General features: G+C 44.3%; 13 protein-coding genes. 5 read left to right on the top strand and 8 right to left on the bottom strand.

All coding sequences use genetic code 11. From position 1 onward, the window contains the following. Nucleotides 1-539: 539 nt before the first annotated feature. Nucleotides 540-1,556 (top strand): GntR family transcriptional regulator, encoded by a 1,017-nt coding sequence (locus HUW51_RS22700; protein ID WP_185271878.1) that lies wholly within the window; start codon nucleotides 540-542, stop codon nucleotides 1,554-1,556. 230 nt (nucleotides 1,557-1,786) lie between these two features. On the opposite strand, the gene rhaM is transcribed toward HUW51_RS22700, so the two are convergent. Then, on the bottom strand, nucleotides 1,787-2,098 hold the full coding sequence (rhaM, locus tag HUW51_RS22695) for an L-rhamnose mutarotase (protein ID WP_185271877.1): 312 nt from the start codon (nucleotides 2,096-2,098) through the stop codon (nucleotides 1,787-1,789). A gap of 590 nt (nucleotides 2,099-2,688) precedes the next feature. Here rhaM and HUW51_RS22690 point away from each other — a divergent pair. The 4 genes from HUW51_RS22690 (at nucleotide 2,689) to HUW51_RS22675 (ending at nucleotide 7,247) form a co-directional block, all read left to right on the top strand. Further along, complete coding sequence (locus tag HUW51_RS22690; protein WP_185271876.1) at nucleotides 2,689-5,445, top strand: c-type cytochrome; 2,757 nt, start codon at nucleotides 2,689-2,691, stop codon at nucleotides 5,443-5,445. Between the two features lie 166 nt (nucleotides 5,446-5,611). Further along, the gene (locus tag HUW51_RS22685; protein ID WP_185271875.1) at nucleotides 5,612-6,133 is read left to right on the top strand and encodes a DUF4269 domain-containing protein; all 522 of its coding nucleotides are present in this window, start codon (nucleotides 5,612-5,614) and stop codon (nucleotides 6,131-6,133) included. Between the two features lie 128 nt (nucleotides 6,134-6,261). Continuing rightward, entirely contained in the window at nucleotides 6,262-6,747 is a 486-nt protein-coding gene (locus tag HUW51_RS22680) for a Crp/Fnr family transcriptional regulator (RefSeq protein ID WP_228466839.1), read from the top strand. Between the two features lie 62 nt (nucleotides 6,748-6,809). Then, on the top strand, nucleotides 6,810-7,247 hold the full coding sequence (locus HUW51_RS22675; protein WP_185271874.1) for a carboxymuconolactone decarboxylase family protein: 438 nt from the start codon (nucleotides 6,810-6,812) through the stop codon (nucleotides 7,245-7,247). 149 nt (nucleotides 7,248-7,396) lie between these two features. Here HUW51_RS22675 and HUW51_RS22670 read toward each other — a convergent pair whose 3' ends face one another. The 7 genes from HUW51_RS22670 to HUW51_RS22640 form a co-directional block, all read right to left on the bottom strand. After that, nucleotides 7,397-8,017: an outer membrane beta-barrel protein gene (locus tag HUW51_RS22670; protein ID WP_185271873.1), complete on the bottom strand. Its 621-nt coding sequence runs from the start codon at nucleotides 8,015-8,017 to the stop codon at nucleotides 7,397-7,399. A 453-nt stretch (nucleotides 8,018-8,470) separates the two neighbouring features. Continuing rightward, entirely contained in the window at nucleotides 8,471-9,748 is a 1,278-nt protein-coding gene (locus HUW51_RS22665) for an amidohydrolase family protein (RefSeq protein WP_185271872.1), read from the bottom strand. 127 nt (nucleotides 9,749-9,875) lie between these two features. Further along, nucleotides 9,876-11,885, bottom strand: coding sequence for a c-type cytochrome (locus HUW51_RS24665; protein WP_228466837.1), 2,010 nt, complete (start codon nucleotides 11,883-11,885; stop codon nucleotides 9,876-9,878). Between the two features lie 227 nt (nucleotides 11,886-12,112). Continuing rightward, nucleotides 12,113-13,705 (bottom strand): SusD/RagB family nutrient-binding outer membrane lipoprotein, encoded by a 1,593-nt coding sequence (locus HUW51_RS22655; protein ID WP_185271871.1) that lies wholly within the window; start codon nucleotides 13,703-13,705, stop codon nucleotides 12,113-12,115. 19 nt (nucleotides 13,706-13,724) lie between these two features. Further along, nucleotides 13,725-17,138 carry a SusC/RagA family TonB-linked outer membrane protein gene (locus HUW51_RS22650; protein ID WP_185271870.1) on the bottom strand — a complete coding sequence of 1,138 codons (3,414 nt, stop codon included), beginning with the start codon at nucleotides 17,136-17,138 and terminating at the stop codon, nucleotides 13,725-13,727. Nucleotides 17,139-17,742: 604 nt separating this feature from the next. After that, nucleotides 17,743-18,477 (bottom strand): carbohydrate-binding family 9-like protein, encoded by a 735-nt coding sequence (locus HUW51_RS22645; protein ID WP_185271869.1) that lies wholly within the window; start codon nucleotides 18,475-18,477, stop codon nucleotides 17,743-17,745. 190 nt (nucleotides 18,478-18,667) lie between these two features. Next, the gene (locus tag HUW51_RS22640; RefSeq protein ID WP_185271868.1) at nucleotides 18,668-20,353 is read right to left on the bottom strand and encodes a PLP-dependent transferase; all 1,686 of its coding nucleotides are present in this window, start codon (nucleotides 20,351-20,353) and stop codon (nucleotides 18,668-18,670) included. Nucleotides 20,354-20,782 lie beyond the last annotated feature (429 nt).

Raw genomic sequence — 20,782 nt, 5'->3', positions numbered from 1 at the left:
ACCGGAATAAGTTAATTACTTTAAGCTAGGTTATATTTTTAAAATTCCGGACAAAGCACCCAGCAGCTTATCTAAAAATTAAGTACAAAAAAATGCCAAATAGATTTTAACCATAGCCCCGCTATCGGTGAGCGAAATTGCCTACCAACTAGGCTTCGAGTACCCGCCGTTAGTTAATAAGCTGTTAAAACCAAAATACACGTTTCGCTATTAGGTCTTCCGAAATTCTTTAAACCAATAAATAATTTTACTTAACCAGAATTTTACCGGATTAAAAAGCTAAGTACCTAATCTAATATTTAAAAAATTTTATGAAGCGGCATTATTTGGCTAAATTATTTGCACGCAAAACTGTAAAATTTTAAAAAATTTCTCATTTCACTCTAGAAAAATCAGCTGAAACAGTTTGAAATAAGCTGCCTCTAGTTTTAAAATTTGTTAATAAATAACAAGCCCAAATAGGGATTGCCGGATAAAATTTCTAAATTACCCTAGTAAGAGCCCTTTTTAATTGTAAATTTTAAAATTATAGCGTCTTTATGGAATTACTGGATCGCATTGTAGAACACTCTACCGTTCCGAAATACATTCAGGTGGTAAATGCAGTAATTGCGGATATTGAATCCGGTATTTTAAAGCATGGCCAGCGCATTCCCTCCATTAACGAAACCAGCGAAATGTATTACCTTTCGCGCGATACCGTAGAAAAAGCCTACAAAGAATTACGCGAAAAAGGCATTATTACCAGCGTGCGGGGTAAAGGCAATTACATTTGCCAGTATTTTTCTACGGATAAAATTAGGGTGCTGCTGCTTTTTAATAAACTCAGCGCTTACAAAAAAACTGTGTATTACTCGCTCTTAAAATCTTTCGGCGAAGATGCCATCGTGGATTTGCACATTCACCACTACAACGGTAAAATCTGCGAAAACCTGATTCTGGAGAACTTGGGCAAATACCATTACTTTGTGGTAATGCCGCACTTTTTCGAGCACACCGACACCATTATGCAAACCCTGCATAAAATTCCGCCGCATAAATTGGTGTTGTTGGATAAAAATTTAGCCCAATACACCGGCGAGTGCGCCGCCGTTTACCAAGATTTTGAACGCGATATTTACAGCGCCCTGCACTCCGGCATTGATTTATTATATAAGTACCAGCGCTTGGTTTTGGTTTTCCCGAAAGATTTAAACTACCCGCCCGAAATTGTAAAAGGCTTTCAACGTTTTTGTCAGGAAACTTCTTTCGAGTATTCGGTGATTGATGGTATTGACGATGAGTGCGTTACCACCAAAACCGCTTTTATTGTGCTGGAAGAATCGGACCTGGTGGATTTAATTAAACAAAGCCGGATGGAAAATTGGGAATTAGGCAAGGACATTGGCATTATCTCGTACAACGAAACCCCATTGAAAGAAATACTGGCTAACGGCATTACAGTAATCTCTACGGATCACGCCAAAATGGGCGAAACCGCCGCTTACATGATGCTGCACAAACGCAAAGGCAAAGTCATTAATCCGTTTACTTTAATCCGCCGCAATTCTTTGTAGTTGGCTATTAGATGTTAGATATTAGACTTTAACTATAATAAACAACTCTCGCCCTGGTTGGTGTCTGCACCAACCAGTTAGCACGCCGGGAAAAATTCGCTATACGAGCAACATCAATTTTTTTAATTTTTGCGCGGCAGCAGAAAAGTACGAGCGGCGTGCTGTTTTCCCATGCTTGCTGGGTACGGCTATTTGCCTTTGTTCTGGCTAAAAAGATAAATTTTAAAAAATTACGCTAACCAAAATACTTCCCGCAACGGCACTGATACCGGGGAATTATCCGGATTGGTATCCATCAGATCGGCCATGTAGGCCCACCACTTTTGCACCACCGGGTGCGTTCCTAAATCCTGCGACGATTGGCCCGCTTGTTTTTGTACCGCAAACAAGGTGTTGGTTTCTTCATCCAGAAAAATAGAATAATCGCTGATGCCGGCTTCTTTTAAAAGTTGCACTAATTCCGGCCAAATGGCCTGGTGCCGTTTTTGGTATTCGGTAACATAACCGGGCTTTAGCCTCATCTTAAAAGCAAATCGCTGCATAGGCTGGTTTTTCTGGTAAAAGGCAAAACGTAAATCAATAAAACTGAATTTTAATGCTAGCCCATAGCCCGGAAGCAGGCTTTAGGTAAGAGTTAAATTTAATTTTTTTAAAAATCAGGGCTATCCTGCGCTATCCTGTGCGGCCAGAAACCAGAAAATATGCGGCTTAAAATCAAACAGGCAAAGTTTTTCAGAATAAAAACAGAGTTGGTTGTTTATTGAAAATTTTAAGTACTTATCCATTTTTAGCTTTGTAAATTGTAATGAAATACTTAAATGCTTAATTGATTTAAACCTCAAAATGCCGGATTAACAGGATAGGGCAGGATGGCATTTATACCCGGAATTACTTACATTAGATGAATATTAAAAGGTAAGAGGAGGCCCGACGCCAACTACCCAAAAGTAGAAAGCCAACGGATTGGAGCCTAAGCCGGCTGCTCACCAAAACCATTTTGACAGGTAACCTAAATTGAAATTTTTTAAAAAATTAACCACGCAGGTTCCAGAAAATGCCAATACTTACTTTTTAAATTATAACATTGAACAATCACCTAAAACAAACAGATATTGTTATATAAACTAGCCTTATGAATAAAAGTAAATCCGGTTTAAAATTATTACTCACCGTATCGGTTTCGTTATTTATTGGTACTTCGTGCCGGAATGCCAAAGAAGCCGAGACCAAAGCACAGTCAGTTGCAGCGGCAACCGCGGTACCTACTGCCGCCACCGCCGAGGCTGTGGCTAACCCCAAGGTAGATAAATTAAAATTGCCCACCGGCTATAAAGCCGAACACCTGTATAGCCCTTCGGAAAACAAGCAAGGTTCCTGGGTGGCCATGGCTTTCGACGATAAAGGTCGGTTAATCACTTCGGACCAGTACGGGTCTTTGTACCGCATGGAAATTACCCCAATGGGTAAGGCCGGCGGTAAACCCAAGGTAGAGCGGTTAAATGTAGGTATCGACAATTCAGTAAACGCCGATACCACCAAGCCTAAAGTGGGCATGGGTTATGCGCAAGGTTTGTTATATGCCTTTAACAGCCTGTACGTGATGATTAATCACAACAGCAACAAAGAATTTGAAAAAGGCAGTGGTTTGTACCGCCTGCAGGACACCAACAACGACGACCAGTATGATAAAATAACTTTACTCAAAGAACTGAAAGGCGAAGGCGAGCACGGTCCGCATAGTATTAAATTATCCCCGGATGGCAAATCGTTGTACGTGGTAGCCGGTAACTTTACCGATAACCCGGGCATGAATGCCTACCGCATCCCGAAGGTTTGGGGTGAGGACAACTTAATACCTTTAATTCCTGATCCACGCGGTCATGCTACTGACCGGATGGCCCCCGCCGGCTGGATTGCCAAAGTAGACCCAACCGGCCAAAACTGGGAAATGATTGGCGCTGGCTTACGGAACACTTACGACATTGACTTTAACGAAGACGGCGAATTGTTTGCTTACGACTCGGATATGGAGTGGGATTTTGGTATGCCCTGGTACAAACCAACCCGTATTTTGCACGTAACCAGCGGCTCCGAATTTGGCTGGCGCCGGGGTAACGTTTCCTGGTCACCAAGTTTTGCCGATGCTTTACCGGCCGTATTAAACATTGGTCAAGGATCGCCGACTAACTTTATGAGCGGCCGGAACGCGAAATTCCCGGAAAAATACCGCCGGGCCATGTACGCCTTCGACTGGAGCTTCGGGATTATCTACGCCGTGCATTTAGAACCCAAAGGTGCTACATATACTGCCACTGCCGAAGAATTTATTTCGGGTTCGCCGCTGCCTTTAACCGATGGTACCATTGGTCCGGATGGAGCCATGTATTTCTTAACCGGTGGGCGCCGCATTGATTCGGATTTGTACCGTGTTTATTATACTGGCAACGAGCCCACCAACACTACCATTGCAAGCAAATTAACCTCGGAAACCAAACAACTTCAGGAAACCCGCAAAAAGTTGGAAGCCTATCATACGGGTGCCCAAGCCGGAGCCGTAGAATTTGCCTGGCCGTATTTAAAAGACAACGACCGGTTTATCCGTTACGCCGCCCGCGTAGCCGTAGAGCACCAGCCAGTAGCGCAATGGCAGCAAAAAGCCTTGACCGAAAAAGATCCGGTAATTGCTACCCAAGCGGCTTTAGCTTTAGCCCGCAACGGCGAAAAATCGGTGAAAAGCCAGATTTTGGCTAATTTGATGAAAGTAAATTATGGCCAGTTAACGGAGCAGCAGCAATTAGATTTAGTGCGCGCCATCGAAGTAACTTTGGCCCGGATGGGTAAACCCGATGCCGCCCAGGCCGCTAAATTAAATACTTACCTGAGTGCCCATTATCCGGCGCAAAACAGCAACGAGCTGAATCGCCAGTTGTGTAAAGTTTTAGTGTACATTGATTCGCCAACCGTTGTGCCAAAAACTTTAGCCTTGTACGAACAAGCCAAAGACGATAACTCTAGCCAGAAAAACTTTACTGAGTCGTCCGATTTAATTTTACGGAACCCGCAGTATGGTTTAGATATTGCCAACATGCTGGCTAAAATTCCACCGGCTCAGCAAATGTTTTATGCTACCGCCTTAAGCGAAGCTAAAAAAGGCTGGACTCCGGCTTTGCGAGATAAATATTTCTCCTGGTTTGCTTCGGCATTTAAAAATTACGCCGGGGGCCGAAGCTTTGTCGGCTTCCTGGATAGAGCCCGGAAAATTGCTTTGCAAAACGTACCCAAAGATAAAACGGAGTACTATAACCAATTATCCGGTAACGCTTTACTTACCAGCTCCGGTTTAGATATGGCCGTAACGGCGGTACAACCAAAAGGACCTGGTCGTAACTGGAATATGGAAGAAGCCGTGGCGGCCGTACAAGGTAAATTAGAAAACCGCAACTTTGAGCAAGGCAAAGCCATGTTTGCAGCCAGTATGTGCGCTTCGTGCCATAATATGCGCGGCGAAGGTGGTTCGGTAGGTCCGGATTTAACCCAGCTGGGTACCCGTTTCTCCGTAAACGATATGCTGGAATCGATTATTGAACCCAGCAAATACGTATCAGATCAGTACGCTTCTACGGTGTTTTACCTGAAGGATGGTAGCTCGGTATTGGGCCGTTTGGTTAACGAAACCGGCGATAAATACTCGATTTCGCAGAACCCATTTGCCCCGGATATGCTCCGCGACATTCCGAAGAAAGACGTGGTAAACACGAAAATTTCAAATGTATCGATTATGATGCCCGGCATGATTAACCGCTTAAACGAAGAAGAATTAAAAGACTTAATCGCTTATTTAATGGCCGGCGGAAATAAAGAACATACCGTATTCGCTTCTAAGAAATAAGGATAAAAACTAAGAAATTTAAAAATCCGCCCGGAAGAATCAGTTTTAACTGTTTTTCCGGGCAATTTTTTTATCTTATATTTAGATAAAAAAGCAAGTAGCAGATAATCTCGTGATGAATAGTGGTATAACCAGTAACTTTGCCTGTGCAAGTAAACCAGGCATTATGGATTTTACTGATATAACCTATTTACAACACGGTTCGCCGGCACAACAGCAAGCCTACCGCATTTTAACCAATTACCAACTCCTGGATATATTAGCCGGGTTTACGCCCGTTCTGGTAGGTACTTTTCCGTTAGATATTCAAGTGCCTGGCAGCGATCTGGATGTAATTTGTTATTGCCCCAATATCGAGCTATTCAAATCGGTAATCCAGCACAACTTTGCGGAATGCGCTAATTTTACTTTGAGGGAAAAAGATATTAAGGATGAACTTACGGTTATAGCGAATTTTACCATCGAAGATTTGCCGGTCGAAATTTTTGGTCAGAATAAACCCGTGGCGGAGCAATTGGCTTTTCGGCATATGCAGATAGAATATCAGATTCTTCTGGAAAAAGGCAATTCCTTCAAGCAGCATGTGCGTCGATTAAAAGCACAAGGCTTTAAAACGGAACCTGCCTTTTGTCAATTGCTTGACTTACCTGGCGATCCTTACCAAACGCTGCTTAATTTTAAAATATAAACTACATTGCCCGTTACTACCATTACAAAATTTTAAAATTGGCCGAAAAATAATTTGCCCACATCCAAAAGTTTGTTAACCTGCCAGAAGATGCCTGCCCGATAATTGCAGATCATTTTAGTTTACTTGTGATTAAAAAGAAAGAAAATCTTTTGATAAACGGTCAGGTTTGTCGCGCTAATTATTTTGTGGAGCAGGGTTGTTTGCGGCTCTATTTTACGAACGATCAAGGGGTGGAACAAACCACGCAATTTGCCATTGAGAATTGGTGGCTCTCGGATTATTCTTCGTATGCCACACAGCAGCCAAGTACTTTCGGCATCCAGGCGGTTGAAAACTCTCGAATCATGGCGATTAGCTGGCAGGCGCAGGAAACTCTTTTAAAGCAGCTGCCGATCCTGGAGAAATACTTCCGGTTGGTCTATCAAAAAGCTTACGCGGCTTACCAATGGCGCATTAAATACATTTACGATTACTCCAAAGAAGAAATGTACCACCAGTTTTTAAAGAATTACCCGGAGTTTGTGCAACGGGTACCGCAGTATTTACTAGCCTCCTTTTTAGGTTTTACGCCGGAGTACTTAAGCGAAATCCGGAAGAAAAGCATTTCTTAAACCAGTTTAAGTTTTAAGTAACAGGCTCAGCATAGCTTTGCGCTATATTAAAACTTAAAACAATGAACACCAGAGTAAACATTAACGAAGCCGAACCCCAGGCTTTAAAAGCCATGTACGGCTTAGAACATTACGTACGCAGTTCCGGATTATCTAAAACACATCAGGAGCTAATTAAAGTAAGGGCTTCGCAAATAAATGGCTGTGCGTATTGTTTAAATATGCACACCAAAGATGCCCTGAAGCAAGGCGAAACCCCGCAGCGCCTGTTCCTGCTAAATGCCTGGAAAGAAGCCGGTTTATTTACCGAAGAAGAAAAAATTATCTTGGCTTTAACGGAGGAAGTTACCTTGATTTACCAGGGTGGAGTGCAGCCTGCTACCTACCAAAAAGCTGAGCAGCTCCTGGGTAAAAATTATTTAGCGCAAGTAGTAATGGCCATTATAACCATCAACGCCTGGAACCGGATTGCTATTACGTCGGAGTTGCCGCTAGAATAATCCTAAATTAATGCGGTACAGGAAAATAGCTTTTATAAGCAGATTTATTAGAAAGCACGCAAGTATTAAGATTTTTAAAAATATGCTTTCTAATGAATCTGCTAACAAGCTCTTACCAGCATCTTTTTTGATTGGGACAACCAATGATATCAGAAACGAAAATCGGTGGCTATTTGCAATAATTCGTATTTATATTCCAGCGCGTTTGTTCTTTGAGTAATGCCGATGTGGTTAAAACCATGCATAAAGCGGGCGTTTAAACTTAAAAATTTACTTACCCGAAATCCTAACCCGGCGGTAAAGCCAATACTTCGTTCTTCTGTTTCGTGGGTTGTGTTGGTAGTTTGGCCGTTCGCTTTTTCTTGGGCAGCAATCAATAATTCAAACTGCGGTCCCGCCATAATTACTACTTTGGGCAAAAGCCGGTACTTCAGCAACAAGGGCAAAGACAAGTAGCTGTGGCCGTATTGCGTTTGCAAGCCTTGGTGCGTGCCGTTGATTTGCGTATACAAATACTCTTGTTGCAGCGAAAAATTATATGGCAAAGGAACCTCTAAGAAAAAGCCAAGCAGAAAACCCGGTCGCCAAGAAGCCTTAACCGGAGTAGCAGGGGTGGGGTAGCCTTTATTAAAATTCATGTTGGCGTAGTTCAGACCAACTTTAAAGCCATAATGCACCCTCTGCCTAACAGGGTTTACCTCCGCATTCGTTTGAGCTACTCCTGAATGATAAATAATGCAAGAGAATAAAATTAGTAAATGTTTTTTCATGTGCCCGAAAAACTTAAAAATCGATAAAAAGCCAGCCTAGAATAATCATTGTACTTATAAGTAACGGGTGGGTTTATGATAATTAAGTAATATAACAGGGTATATACCTGCTCCCAGTTTAACGCAGTGTAACTGGGAGCGGTCTATAGTGGCCAGTTTTCAACTGGCCGGAAGTTGAAAACTTCCCATTATTATTTCCCACCAGCTACAAGCTGGCGGGAGATCGGATTGCGGGACAGATAAGTAAATCTACGCCATCGTATACAAACTAGCAGGAGTTGCGGTAAAGTTTAAAAACACAAAAATTAAAATTTTAAAATTAATTCTTCCGACAGTTTTCGTATTTTCACCAGCAAGCTTCGCCATAGGCTTTAATGCGTTGGTTTCTAGCAGCCTTATTTGTTTTTAAGATAAATCCGAAACGGTTTTTATTATAAATTAGCTGCATCAAAATTATTTTTTAACTTCTTTCCCGCCGATGTACACCTTATTCAGCTTTTGAGTATTCCGGATATCGGTTAGTGGATTTTCGTCCAGAATTAAAAAATCAGCCCAGTTGCCCTTTGCTAAAGTGCCTACATTTTTTAAGCCCATGTATTGTGCTGCATTTTTAGTAGCGGAGGCAACAATTTGAGCTGGGGATAGTCCGGCTTCGGCCATCATGGCCATTTCCAGGTGTTCAAAGTAGCCCATAAACCGGGCAGGCATACCGCTATCGGTGCCAAATACAATGGGAACTCCCTGATCGCTTAAGGTTTTTAAATTTGCCATAGCTACGGGCAGTTGTTTTTTATACGTTTGGGCGCTTTTGCTTTCGCGCATCTGCTGCTGGCGTGCGGGATCCAGTAAAGGTTGAATAACCGCATTATCGTATTCGCGCTGAAAGAAGGGATCTTTAAAAAAAATTGCGGTATCGCCGTACACAAACGTAGAAAGCTCGCGGGTAAGGGTAGGGCAGTAGGCTACGTTTTTCTTTTTCATAAGCTGAATAAAGGCAGCATCTACGGGCTGGTCGCGTACGCTATGAGCCATTAAATCTGAACCGGCATCCAGCAAACTACGGGCATCCGCCAGGGAATACATGTGGGTCGCAATTTTATAGCCGAGTTGGTGCGACCGGTCGATTACGGCCCGGTAAATTTCTGCGGGCATTCTGGGAGCGGTACCGAGCTGGTCATCTACCCGGATTTTCATGAAATCTACTCCCATTTGGTGATTTTGATTTACTACCGCTACCGCTTCGGCGGGCGATTTTCCGGTAATTACTTCGCCGGCAATATACAGCCGCGCCCGTTGCGTAGAGGTGGTATCGTGCACAGCCCGCAAAGGTTCCGCTTCTTTTTTATCGCCCCCCAGACTTACTACTGTAGTTATGCCATAGCGGGCGTAAATGCCTAAATTATCCAGCAAATTTTGCGTGGAATAATGGCCGGGTTCAATGCCTTTTACATCGCCTACGTGCCCGTGCGCATTAATAATGCCCGGCATAATAAATTTGCCTTTTACATCCTGAACCGCAGCATTTTCCGGAATCTCAATCGCGGCCTGGGTACCAACCGCCAATACCCGCCCATTACGGATAAGTAAAACACCGTTTAAAATAGGTTCTGCCCCGTTGCCATCAATTATAGTTGCGCCGGTAAAGGCTTGGTAAGAGGCCGTATCCGGATTGGGTTTAGAGCAGCCTAAAAGCAAAAACAACGAACATAAGTAAATAGCCAATTTTTTCATAGTAGCAGATTATATGGTTATTACCTGATAAGTACATGTGAAAGTAAAAACCGGAAATTTAAAAAATTAAGCCGAAGTACGTGACCATACTTCGGCTTAAATAGCTAAAAACAAAAATTTTAATCTTTTACTTCATAGAAGTTTGCTGGGCGCTGGTTTTAGAGCCTTTAGGTAAAGTGATTTTCCAGATGTTGGCGTCGGATTGGCCGGCGTATTCCATAATGTACACATCGTTACCCACCAGTACCGCATCCACTGGCGCATTAAAGTTTTCGACCAAACGGTAAGTTTTTACAAAGTAGTTATCGGTGGCGGGGTCGTAAGTTAATTTTAAATGCAATAAATCCCGGCCTTCTTTCCGGAGTAAATTATTGGCTCCGGCTCTCCCTCCGCCGGTGTAGCGCATCACAAAGCCATCGCCTTTAAATTCATCGGCTAATACTTTTTTGGTATCGAAAAATAAGGCTAAAGGCGAGCTGTGGGCATTAAAGGTACTTACGGTTTGGCCGGTTAAATCGCCGTCGGTTACTTTACCGGACGCCACGTCGCGGTATTCGTTAGCGGCAGGGCCCAGGTTTTGTACGCCCGGGGTAAACTTAACCCCAGCCGGTGGTTTCGGGAAAGTAGGATCGTCGTGGAAGTATTTTACAATCCAGGCATGGGCATTTTTGCCGATAAACGGATCGGTTTCGGGACTTGGGTTCCAACCGGGATATTGCTGCGGATTATCGATGCCCCCAAACACCCACGGAAAGCCATAATGATGGCCTTGGCGCAGCCAGAACATATCTTCGGGTGCATCATAATCCGGGGAGTTGGATACGCCAAATAAATTACCATTCGGGTCAAATGCCATATCAAAAGCATTCCGTACGCCTTCGGCAAAAAGATACCCATCGGCTTTTAATTTTTGTACATCGTCGGGTAATAATAAATTTTTTGCATTAATCGGGAAACGGTAAATTTTCGCCGTTAAGGCATTGTCGCGGGCATTCGGGTAGGCGCCGCGGTTATCCTGTACTTCGCCGTGGTCGGTACGGGCGCCGGTGTTTACGTAAATATATTTCCCATCAGGGCTTACTTCCAATGCATTCCAGCCGTGGTCGAAGGTGGTAGCATTGGTGCCGTACTCTACGGTGTTAAACACCTCTGTCATCGTGGATTTGCCATTAGCACCTAAATCGTAGCGAACCATGCGACCGGTAGTGCCTTTGCCATTGTTTACGCTGGTATTTCCGCACAAAAACAAGCTGTTATTATGGAAAGCCGCGCCCTGTAAACGAGTAATGCCATGCTCCGCAGCGGTAAATATTTTCTGTGGTTTAGTTCCTTTCTTTTCCAGGTTTCCAATGTTATATACGTCACCCTCGAAGGTATTGTACCAGAAATCGCCGGTTTTTGGGTGCCGGAACAAACGGATAGCCGATGGGCCAATCTTCATTACATGCGAAACTTTAATGTCGGGCCGGAGCGAAGTCGGGGTTTTAATTTCCGGTCCATCTTTGGTGGCTTCGGCAGCCGGTGTATTTGTTTTCGCAGAAGTCGGTGGAGTAGAAGGAGCTATGTTTTGCTTGGGTTCCGGGGATTTTGTCTGAGCTGTGCTTGTTTTGTTAGCGGTTGCTGGTATTGCGGCTGGGCTAGTAGCTGTTTTAGCGTTTGTAGAATTTGCAGGAGTAGCTGCCGTAGCCGCCGCTGAGTTATCGACAGTTTCACCGAGCTTGCGCAAGTACGCGACCAGTTGCCATCTTTGTTCTTCCGATAAAGATTCTTTAAACGGTGGCATGTTGCCCCGACCCTCCGATAATTTCCAGAACAAAGCGCCGTCCTTTTGTTTTTGTACTACCGGCGAATGAAAGTTAGCCGGCTTAACTCCCATGGCACCTCCGGCGGCACCATCGCCGTAACCATTCTCGCCGTGGCATGGAGCGCAATACATCACAAACAATTCTTCGCCCTGCGTTAAGGTAAGCGGTTCTACGGGATAAGGATTTTTAATTTGATCAGCCGAAGGAGGCGCTACCCATCTGCCCCCATCCTGTAAAAACGAAGCAGTATCCGTAACGGATACGTAAGAAGAAAGCGCGCAGGTGCCTAAACTGGCGGCTAATAAGTACTTAGTTAAAGTTGGCTTAAACATTTAAAATTTTAAAAAATTAAAAAATCAGACCTATTCACAAAATCCACCTCTATAAATATAAGCTTAGAAAAATGCCGGTGAAAGCGATTATTAATGTTATTCAAAAAACACTTTACCAAAATTTGGCAATGATGACACTTTTAATCTGTAGTGCCGTCGTTTGTATCTTCACAAACGACGGCACTGGTTTTTTCCAAAGTCCTATTGTATAAAATTTAGGTTACAACTTAATCAACATCCCACCAAATAGGGGTAGCTGCGCTGTTCTTTCCGTCTAAATAAGCATTAACCGCCTCGGTTACGGCTGCATTGCTGGAGTTGGTAACCGCCGAAGAATACGTCAGGCGTTTAATAAAAGTACCTTGGGGCAAATCCGGATTTTTGCTGACCATGACGGGGTACAATTTCGGGTAACCGGTTCTCCGGAACTCCGACCAGGCTTCGGTACCTTCGGGGTACATAGCAATCCATTTTTGGGTGATAATGCGCTCTAACTTTCTTTCGGGCGTGTCGCCATCTTCCCATTTCACGGTAATGTCGGTTAAAGCGGGGGAGTTATTGGCGGCATTCTTCGGATCGACGTACGCGATTTGGGTGCCGGTGCTTTGTAAATACTCGTCTACGCCGCCGGCGCTATTAGCTTTAAATGAAGCCCGGATACCTTCTTCGTATAATTGTTGCGCCGTCATGGTGGTGTTCATGTTCCAGCCTTTTAATACGCCTTCGGCCATTAAGAAATAACTCTCGGCTACATCTACCTGCTTCACCGGGGTAGTTTCTCCCACGTTCGGTAACGAAAATTTTAAATACCGTTCTTTGGTGGGTTTTTCCACGCCCGCCCGTATTCCTTTAATCTGACCAGCAGCATCCGGGTCGGTAGCGGCTACGGCGTACAGCGGCAAGCGCGGGTCATTAAAGCCTTTTAAAAACGTTTCGATGGAAGCAGATAAGCGGGTATCGGACCAGGCATTAGCCATCGTAAAGTACGGGTTGGCTTGGGCTGGCACCACGGAAAATGGCCGGTCTATCAGCAAACCACCTTGTTCGGTTTGTACGGCTTTCTCGGCTTCTGTCTGGGCTTTGCTGGGGTTTACTTTAGAGATACGCATTGCTAACCGCAACCGTAGGGTATTGGCCAGTTTAATCCAGTTGGTATATTCGCCGCCTAAAGTAGATTTATCCCATTTCTTAAATCGGGTATCGTCGGCTTTGGGGTTGGCTGCTTCAGCCGCCAGTAAATTGGTCACGGCTTTATCTAAATCCGCGAAAAAAGCATCGTAAGCTACTTCTTCGGAGTCGAAAGAAACTTCGGCACCGGTACCGTATTTGGTGTAGGGGTAAGGGCCAAAGGTATCTACCAAACGATGCGCCGCCGCCACTTTAATAATCAAGGCGATAGAGTACAAATCCGGGTATTTGGTTTCGTAACCTTTCTTCCACATTTGCACCCACTGGTCCATTACGTTGGAGGTAGAAGTATTCCAGGCGGTATTGTTCCAGCCATCCACCATAAAATAAGTCATGGTGTTTTCGTTGTTCAGGAAAGGCGTGGGCGATTCTAAATACCCGGCATAGGATTCAGCTTGCAGGTTTTGCTGGGTTTGCACGGCCGTAGTGGTAGCCACAATCCGGTTCATCATAATGGGTAGTAAAAAACCGCCTTCATTGGCATCCTGCTCGAGCAACTTATCAGTTATCAGGCTTTTATCGGAGTTAAGGGTTTCCATGTAATCGGTACACGAGGAAGCGGCCACCGATAGGAAAAAACTTAAACCCAGTAATTTATAATTTATATTATTTTTTAAAAATCTCATTTTCATAACGTTTAAGTTCTAAATTTTAGAAAGTAGCCCGCAAAGTAACGCCGTAAGAACGGGTAGATGGCATATTAAAAGCGTCCATGCCTTGCATGCCATTTGCTGTAGATATGCTGATTTCCGGATCAAAGGGAGCGTCTTTGTAGAAGAACAGTAAGTTGCGGCCAACTAAAGACAGGTTTAAGTCTTTGATCACACTTTTGAATTTCGGGAAGGTGTAACCAATGGCGAATTCCCGTAAGCGGATGTTGGTGGCATCGTACAAGTATTCTTCAGCGGCCGCAGCCACATCGCCTTTACCCGAAATAAAGTTGTAGTAGGTTTCGGCGGCAATCATTTGTTCGTTTACCATTACGCCGCCAGCATCGCGGGCCTCGCCGGATCTACGCGATAAGCCTTTAAAGTCGAGCCATTGCTGGGTTTGCGACACAATTTTACCACCAAACCGGCCATCAACCAAAAAGGATAAGTTTACATTTTTGTAGGAGAACTGGTTGTTAAAGCCCAGCAGGAAGTTCGGGTTGGCGTTGCCTAAATACTGATCGGTACCGGCCGAAAGTAAGGGTAAACCATTGGCGCCGTACTTGATATTACCGTTTTCGTCGCGCTGATACGCTTTTCCGAATAAATCGCCGTAAGAGCCGTATTCTTTACCACCCAGGTTAGCAATACCCGGCCGGGCCAGTAAAAGCTGAATCATGCGGGTGCTGCCGCCATTATTCAATACAAAATACTGGGCTTTTAACAAATCGCTTAGTTCCCGAATCTGGTTAATGTTGCGCGAGAAGTTTAAGGTAGGCGTCCATTTTACTTTACCAAACTCAGCGTTATAGCTCACAACGGCTTCTACCCCTTTGTTCCGGATAGTACCGCCGTTAATCCAGAAATTGGTAGCGCCCGCTCCGGCCGGAGCCGCAATCTGGAATACCTGGTTGTAAGTAGTAGCGTTATAATACGTTAAGTTTAAGCTTAATTTATCTTGCAAAAAGCGTAACTCAGTACCAAATTCATAAGACTTGGTGCGCTCGGGTTTTAATGCCGTGGTATCGTTCCCGTTGTAAAAAGGTAAGTTAGCCCGTCCGATTATATTATTTCCAGGATCGAGGGTATAGGGCGGAGTCCAGTTAGCTACGCCAAAAGGTAAAGCGTTACCAACTTCGGCGTAAGAAGCCCTTACTTTAGCAAAGGAAAATATATCGGAAGAGCCTAAGGTTTCGGTTAAAACATAAGATAAACCAACGGAGGGGTAAAAGAACGGTTGATTTACCGTGGAGCTCCATTCGTTGCGGCCAGTAAGATCCAGGAAAACAGTTTCTTTGTAACCCACGGTGGCAGTTCCAAAAGCGGCTTGGGTTAATCTTTTCTGAGTGCTTTCGGTGGAGATAAAGGGCTCCTGTAAGTTATAAGCCGAAAAGAAGTTGGGGAGCACTAAGGTATTGGTTGCCCCGTTATTGGCTAAGTTTAAATCGTAGAAGTTGTTCTGGGTATTACTAAAACCTAACGTGGCCGAAATAAAAACATTGGTACTTAGATTTTTAGTGCCGCTTAATAAAATGTCCGTGTATAACTGATCGGTTTTTGTGATGTTTTTCCGATAACCGCCATTAGCCCCTACCAGAGTTGGATCGGAGCTGGCATACTGGCGCAGTTCGTAAATATCTTCTACTTTATCGTAGGTAGTCCGGCCTTGTAAATTTAACCAATCGGTGATGTTCCATTTGGCGCTAAAAGAGTAAATGGTACGGTCGCGGCCCTGATCGGTTTGGTTCTTGTTGGTGATCCAGTAAGGATTCTGGTTGGAGCTAGCTTCGTTCCGGATGTACGGCCAGTTCTGTACAGTCATAGCTCTAGTAGGATTCCAAACTGCATATTTAGAACCGCTGTATTTTGAAAAATCATCGCCGGTCGGGAATAAGTAAAGGCTAAATATCGGGCTGAAGTAGAAACCTGCTTGCGGCCGGTTTTTAACCATTTGGTTGATGTAGTTTACCGAGCCGTCCAGAGAAACCTTGTTGTTAAAAATCTGGGTGGTTCCGCGTAAGTTTACATTGTGGCGGTTGTAGTCGTTGTTGGGTACAATGCCGTTGGCGTTGGTGTTGGCGTACGATACGTAAAACTGACCCATGTCATTACCGCTGGTAATGGCCAAACTGTTGACAAACGTTTTGCCGGTTTCAAAAAAGTCTTTCAGGTGCCGGTCGCTGCCGTTGGTAATTTTAGGTCCCCAACTATCGTTAATGGCGGTGTTGGCCACGCCACCAGTTCCCTGGCCGTACGTAGTTTGCACCTCGGGCAAAGCAATGGGTTCCTCAAAAGTAGCGGTGCTGGAGAAGTTAACGGAAGTAATGCCTTTGCGACCTTTTTTGGTGGTAACAATAATTACCCCGTTAGCTGCCTGGCTGCCGTACAAAGCCGCCGCCGAAGCACCTTTTAATACGCTAATGTTCTCAATATCTTCAGGGTTTAAGTTAGAAATAGCATCGCCGGCATCGCGGGTATCAAATAAGCTGGAGCCTTGCGCACCATTAGCGTTATTCATCGGAATACCATCGATTACGTACAAAGGTTGGTTGTTGCCGGTAATGGATTTATTACCCCGCAAAATAACTTTAGAAGACGCACCCGGGCCGCCGGTACCGCGGGTAATTACCACGCCCGCCGCTTTACCAGCTAAGGTGTTCATCAGGTTGGGGTCTTTTACCCGGTTTAGTTCTTCGCCGCCCACATTTTGCTGGGCATACGTTACGCTGCGGGCATTTTTTTCAATACCTAAAGCGGTTACCACCACTTCGTTCAGAGCCTGGGTATCCGGAGCTAAAGTAACATTAATCTGAGCCCGGCCGTTTACCGCTACGGTTTGATTGGCATAACCAATGTAAGAAAAAATCAAGGTCGCATTTTCGGGGGCGTTAATCGTAAAGTTACCGCTGGCGTCGGTTACGGTACCCAGGGTAGTACCACTTACCTGAATGCTAACGCCGGGTAATCCCTCGCCTTTTTCGTCCTGTACTTTGCCTTTAATGTCGATGTTTAGCACCGAGCGGATATTGGTGTTGTTGCGCGCAGATTTAATGATAATGGTTTTTTCCAGCAGGGTATAGGTTAAAGGCTGGTTTATAAAAGTTTGGTCCAGGGCTTGTTCCAGCGAAACTTCTTTTACTTCCAGGTTTACGGGTTTAGCTTGTTTTATCAGCTCGTTGTTGTATATAAACTCGTAACCACTTTGCTCCCTAATGGACTGGAATACCTGGGCTAAGGGTACGTTGTGCGCCTTAATACTTATCCGTTGAGAAATGGCTTTGGCGCTAACCTGCAGGCATACCAGTAACAGGAGCACCGGGGTAAGTTTAGAAATGCGCAGAAATAAGGATGGGAATTTTCGCACGCAGATGCGCGAAAACAGCCTACTTGGCTCGAGTAGTAAATTTTTTTTCATACATAACAGGTTTAAATTAGAAATAAAGCTTAGGGGTACTCTAAAAAATGCTGTTATAATCGAGCTGCCACCCTTTTTACCAGCAGGTTAAGGCAAAGGCAGTTATTATTACTTAGGCGCTACTCTGATTTACTCCCGATCACTTTCCTGTTATATCCACATTTCCGGGGAAAACCTTAATTTTTTAAATTTTTTGCTTCTGGCACAATTCCATTCTGGTACTACCTAGCGGTTTTTTTACTGGAACCTGCTGTATTATATTAGTTAAATAAAGCTATTGCGGTATGTTGCTTTAAAGACACATGAACTAAAGAATCGGGTGAAGCAACTAATAAATTCTTTTATAAAAATAAAAAATTTTTAATTTTAATGCTGCTAGAATTAGCGGGTAGTAGCAGCATCTCTGGATCGCTATTGGGCGCCGGAATATTTGCTCTAATAATAACAAAATTAAAACTATTTAAAAAAATAGGTTGCCTAAGAAAGCAGGGTAAGTAAACCAATAAGCCATCTGCCGGACTAAGAAGAATAGCAGTTACAAAGTAGAAATAAAGAAGCAGAAATAAATTTTAGATTGCCGTGGTGCATCCCGGGCGCTTTTGTTTTACTCGAATACAAAGGTTCCGAACTTATTAAATTCATGAAAATTGGCCGGTTTATTGGGGGTGGTTTTTTGCCAGGAACCCGTAGTATAGCCTTTGTCGTGGTCGATGCGGTAAAAATTAGCCCGCCATTTACTGCCAGGTGCCGGGGCGCCCAGCACCATGGGCTGAAGCAAACTAAAAGGAATAAATATTTCACCCATCCAGCTTTTTATAGCAGCTTGGCTTTTCTTTTCGCCGCCTTGCACGCTGGTAGCGTGCTGAATCTGGCGTTTGCCGGTGTAGCTGCTCGGGCGCCAACCGCTAAACTTGCCGTCTTTATTAATAATCATCAGTACCAACTCGTAGTTTAAGGGCGAAAGCTCGTATTCTAGGTAAGCCGGAATGGCGGGATCTGGCCACAAAAATACTTCTACAACATCTTCTTTATAAAGGGGCTTACCGTCTTCCTCGAAAGTAGCGGTGAGTTTTTGGTCTTCGCAATGAAACAAAAAGTAAATACCCGTTTCGGAATACAAAATCTTGGCTTTGGTATTTAGTTTTTCTCCCGCTGTTTCCTGCACCGGCATGGATACCCATTTAGTTTTAGCCCAGTTCGGCGATTTGCCTTCGCCGGTAACCGTAAAATCGGGCGTTTTTTTAATTATTAGCTGCGACGAGTCTGCTTTCTGGGCAGAAACGCTATTACCTATCAACAATAAAAAAGCAAATAGGGATAATAGAGATTTATGCAGCATTTTACAGAAAGCAGCTAGAATTTTTTAAATAATAGAATTAATAAGTTAAAAAGAAAAGGTAATTACTAGGAATGGAAAGTTTCTGTTATTCAGCAGGAAACTATTCGGCTATGTAGCTAAATAGTTTCCTGCTGAATGACAGATTTTTAAAATTTTGACTGTGTTAATTTTAAAAATTTACTCGCCCTGATTAGCTGGACAACGGTGGTCCAATCGGTACGAAGATGGTTTGTTGCGAATTAGGGTACATGTATCTTTTAGCGGTAAATTTAGCCGTTAAGTACTCACCCATGTGGATGTCGCCGGACATGGTATCGCCCGATACAGTGGCCGAAAAAGTAAAGCTAATGCCATCGCCGGGTGCCCGGTACATGCTCCGGAAAATCACTTTGTCGCCATCCAGGGTGCCCGACATGTCGCGTACATCGAAGTCGCCTTTGTGGGAGCCTTGCAGCCAGTTACCGTCTTGTTTTTCAACGAACAGCGTGTGCTGGCTTTGGCTGTTAAAAAAGTTAATGGTTGCATCCCAGCGGCCAGTCAGGTTCGAACCCGGCGACTTCATGGTGGTAACACGTGGGGGGCGCTTCCGCGAAAGTACGTCATATATCCGGTCGGCCACCACTTTGTCGTTACCCGGTTGCATCATCCAGGAACTAATGGATAAACCCGTTACATTCGGATCGGGAGCGCCGTTGCGGTTACCATTGTAGGTACTCAGGGCAATGCGGGGTTTGGTGCTCGATAGCTCGTTGGCCAGTTCAATCCCAATAATATTTAATTTATTCGGGTCCCAGGAAATAATGAGGGTAGGAGTGTGGTTGGCTAAACCGGTTGGTTCTTTGATAGTGGTTTGTACGCCGTCAATCTTTTTAACCCGGTTTGCAATGGTGTCCAGGTAACCCATCCAGGTTTTGTATTCTTTAGCATGGTCGCGTTTTACCCAGGTTTCTACGGCGGCCAGCATGCCCATTACTTCTTCGCGGCCTACTTTATTATCGCGGCCAGGTCCGTGGTGCGGAGCACTCGCTTGCCAGGCAGCCATTAAAATATCTTTCTTACCCAGCAGCAAACCGGCGCATTGCGGACCCCGGATACCTTTACCGCCGCTGTATGCTACTACCGAAGCCCCTTTTTGCAAATGCACGTTCGGAATGGTTAACATTTCGGCGGCCGCATCTACCAGAATTGGAACATTTTTGGGTTTGGCAATGGCGGCAATGCTTTCCAGCGACAATGGTCCGGAAGCCGGCAAACCATCGGCGTTGGCGTAAATCATGGCGGTACGGGGGCTGATGGCTCCGCGGAGTTCTTCTTCTGAGTCCACCATGATAATTTTTACCCCAATGTTCCTAATGGCATGATCGTACACGTTCCGGGAATCTTTCGGAATAATTACTTCGGTTTTATCGAATCCGGCTAAATCCGGAATCCGGATAAGTTTTTCCGGATTTCCGCCGGTAACGCAGGCAGCGGTTACGTGTTTCATACCGGCCGCACAACCCGACGAAACCATGCCCCATTCGGCCCCAGTAATTTCGGAAAGGCGTTTACCCACGCCCATCGCTAGTTCATCTAATTGCACAAAATACCGACACGCATATTCCATGGCTTCGCGTACTTCGGGTAGCTCCACTGAGGCGCCAATAATGGTAAAAGTACCGCGGCAATTTATAATGGGTTCTACCCCGATGGACTGGTAAATATTTGGTCCGGCTTTCAGGGGACCCATCATCTCGGGACTTTCGGTGCTCTTCATGTAATTGAGTAAATCAAATTCATGAGGAGTAGCCGAGTGGGCCATCGCCGACTGACCAGCCGCAACCACGCCGCTAATCGGAAGAACGGATAAGCCTTTTAAAATATCTCTGCGTTTCATACGAACAATTAGAATGAGGAAATTTTTTGTATCTGAATGGTATTGGGTAAATCAAAAAATTAAAAATCCGGTAAGGGTAGAAGCCTGCCAATAAATTAGTAGTACAGCAAAATACACAATTTTCAGAAGAAATGAATGGGTAGCCAGCTAAAGAATAAAAACAGGTCCTGGTAAATTTTTAAAAATTTAAATTTTAAAAACTCTAGCGGCACCCACGCATTTCGTATCCTGATTAATTTATGTTATTGGTTGCTGTTTAAAATATCGCAACCGGCACAACTTTAATAAAGACACTCTAATTTATTGGCGGGGTGAAAGAATTTTTAAAAATTTTAAATTATGCGTTTTAATATATTACTAAAGAATCATTTATCCTGGAAAAGGCACGAACATAAATCCGTGCCTAAGTACGTTGCTTAAATACTATAC

Origin of the sequence: Adhaeribacter swui (assembly GCF_014217805.1) — a bacterium.
Lineage (GTDB): Bacteria > Bacteroidota > Bacteroidia > Cytophagales > Hymenobacteraceae > Adhaeribacter > Adhaeribacter swui.
The sequence above is the reverse complement of the archived record's forward strand: the minus strand, read 5'-3'. Positions and strand labels throughout refer to the sequence as shown.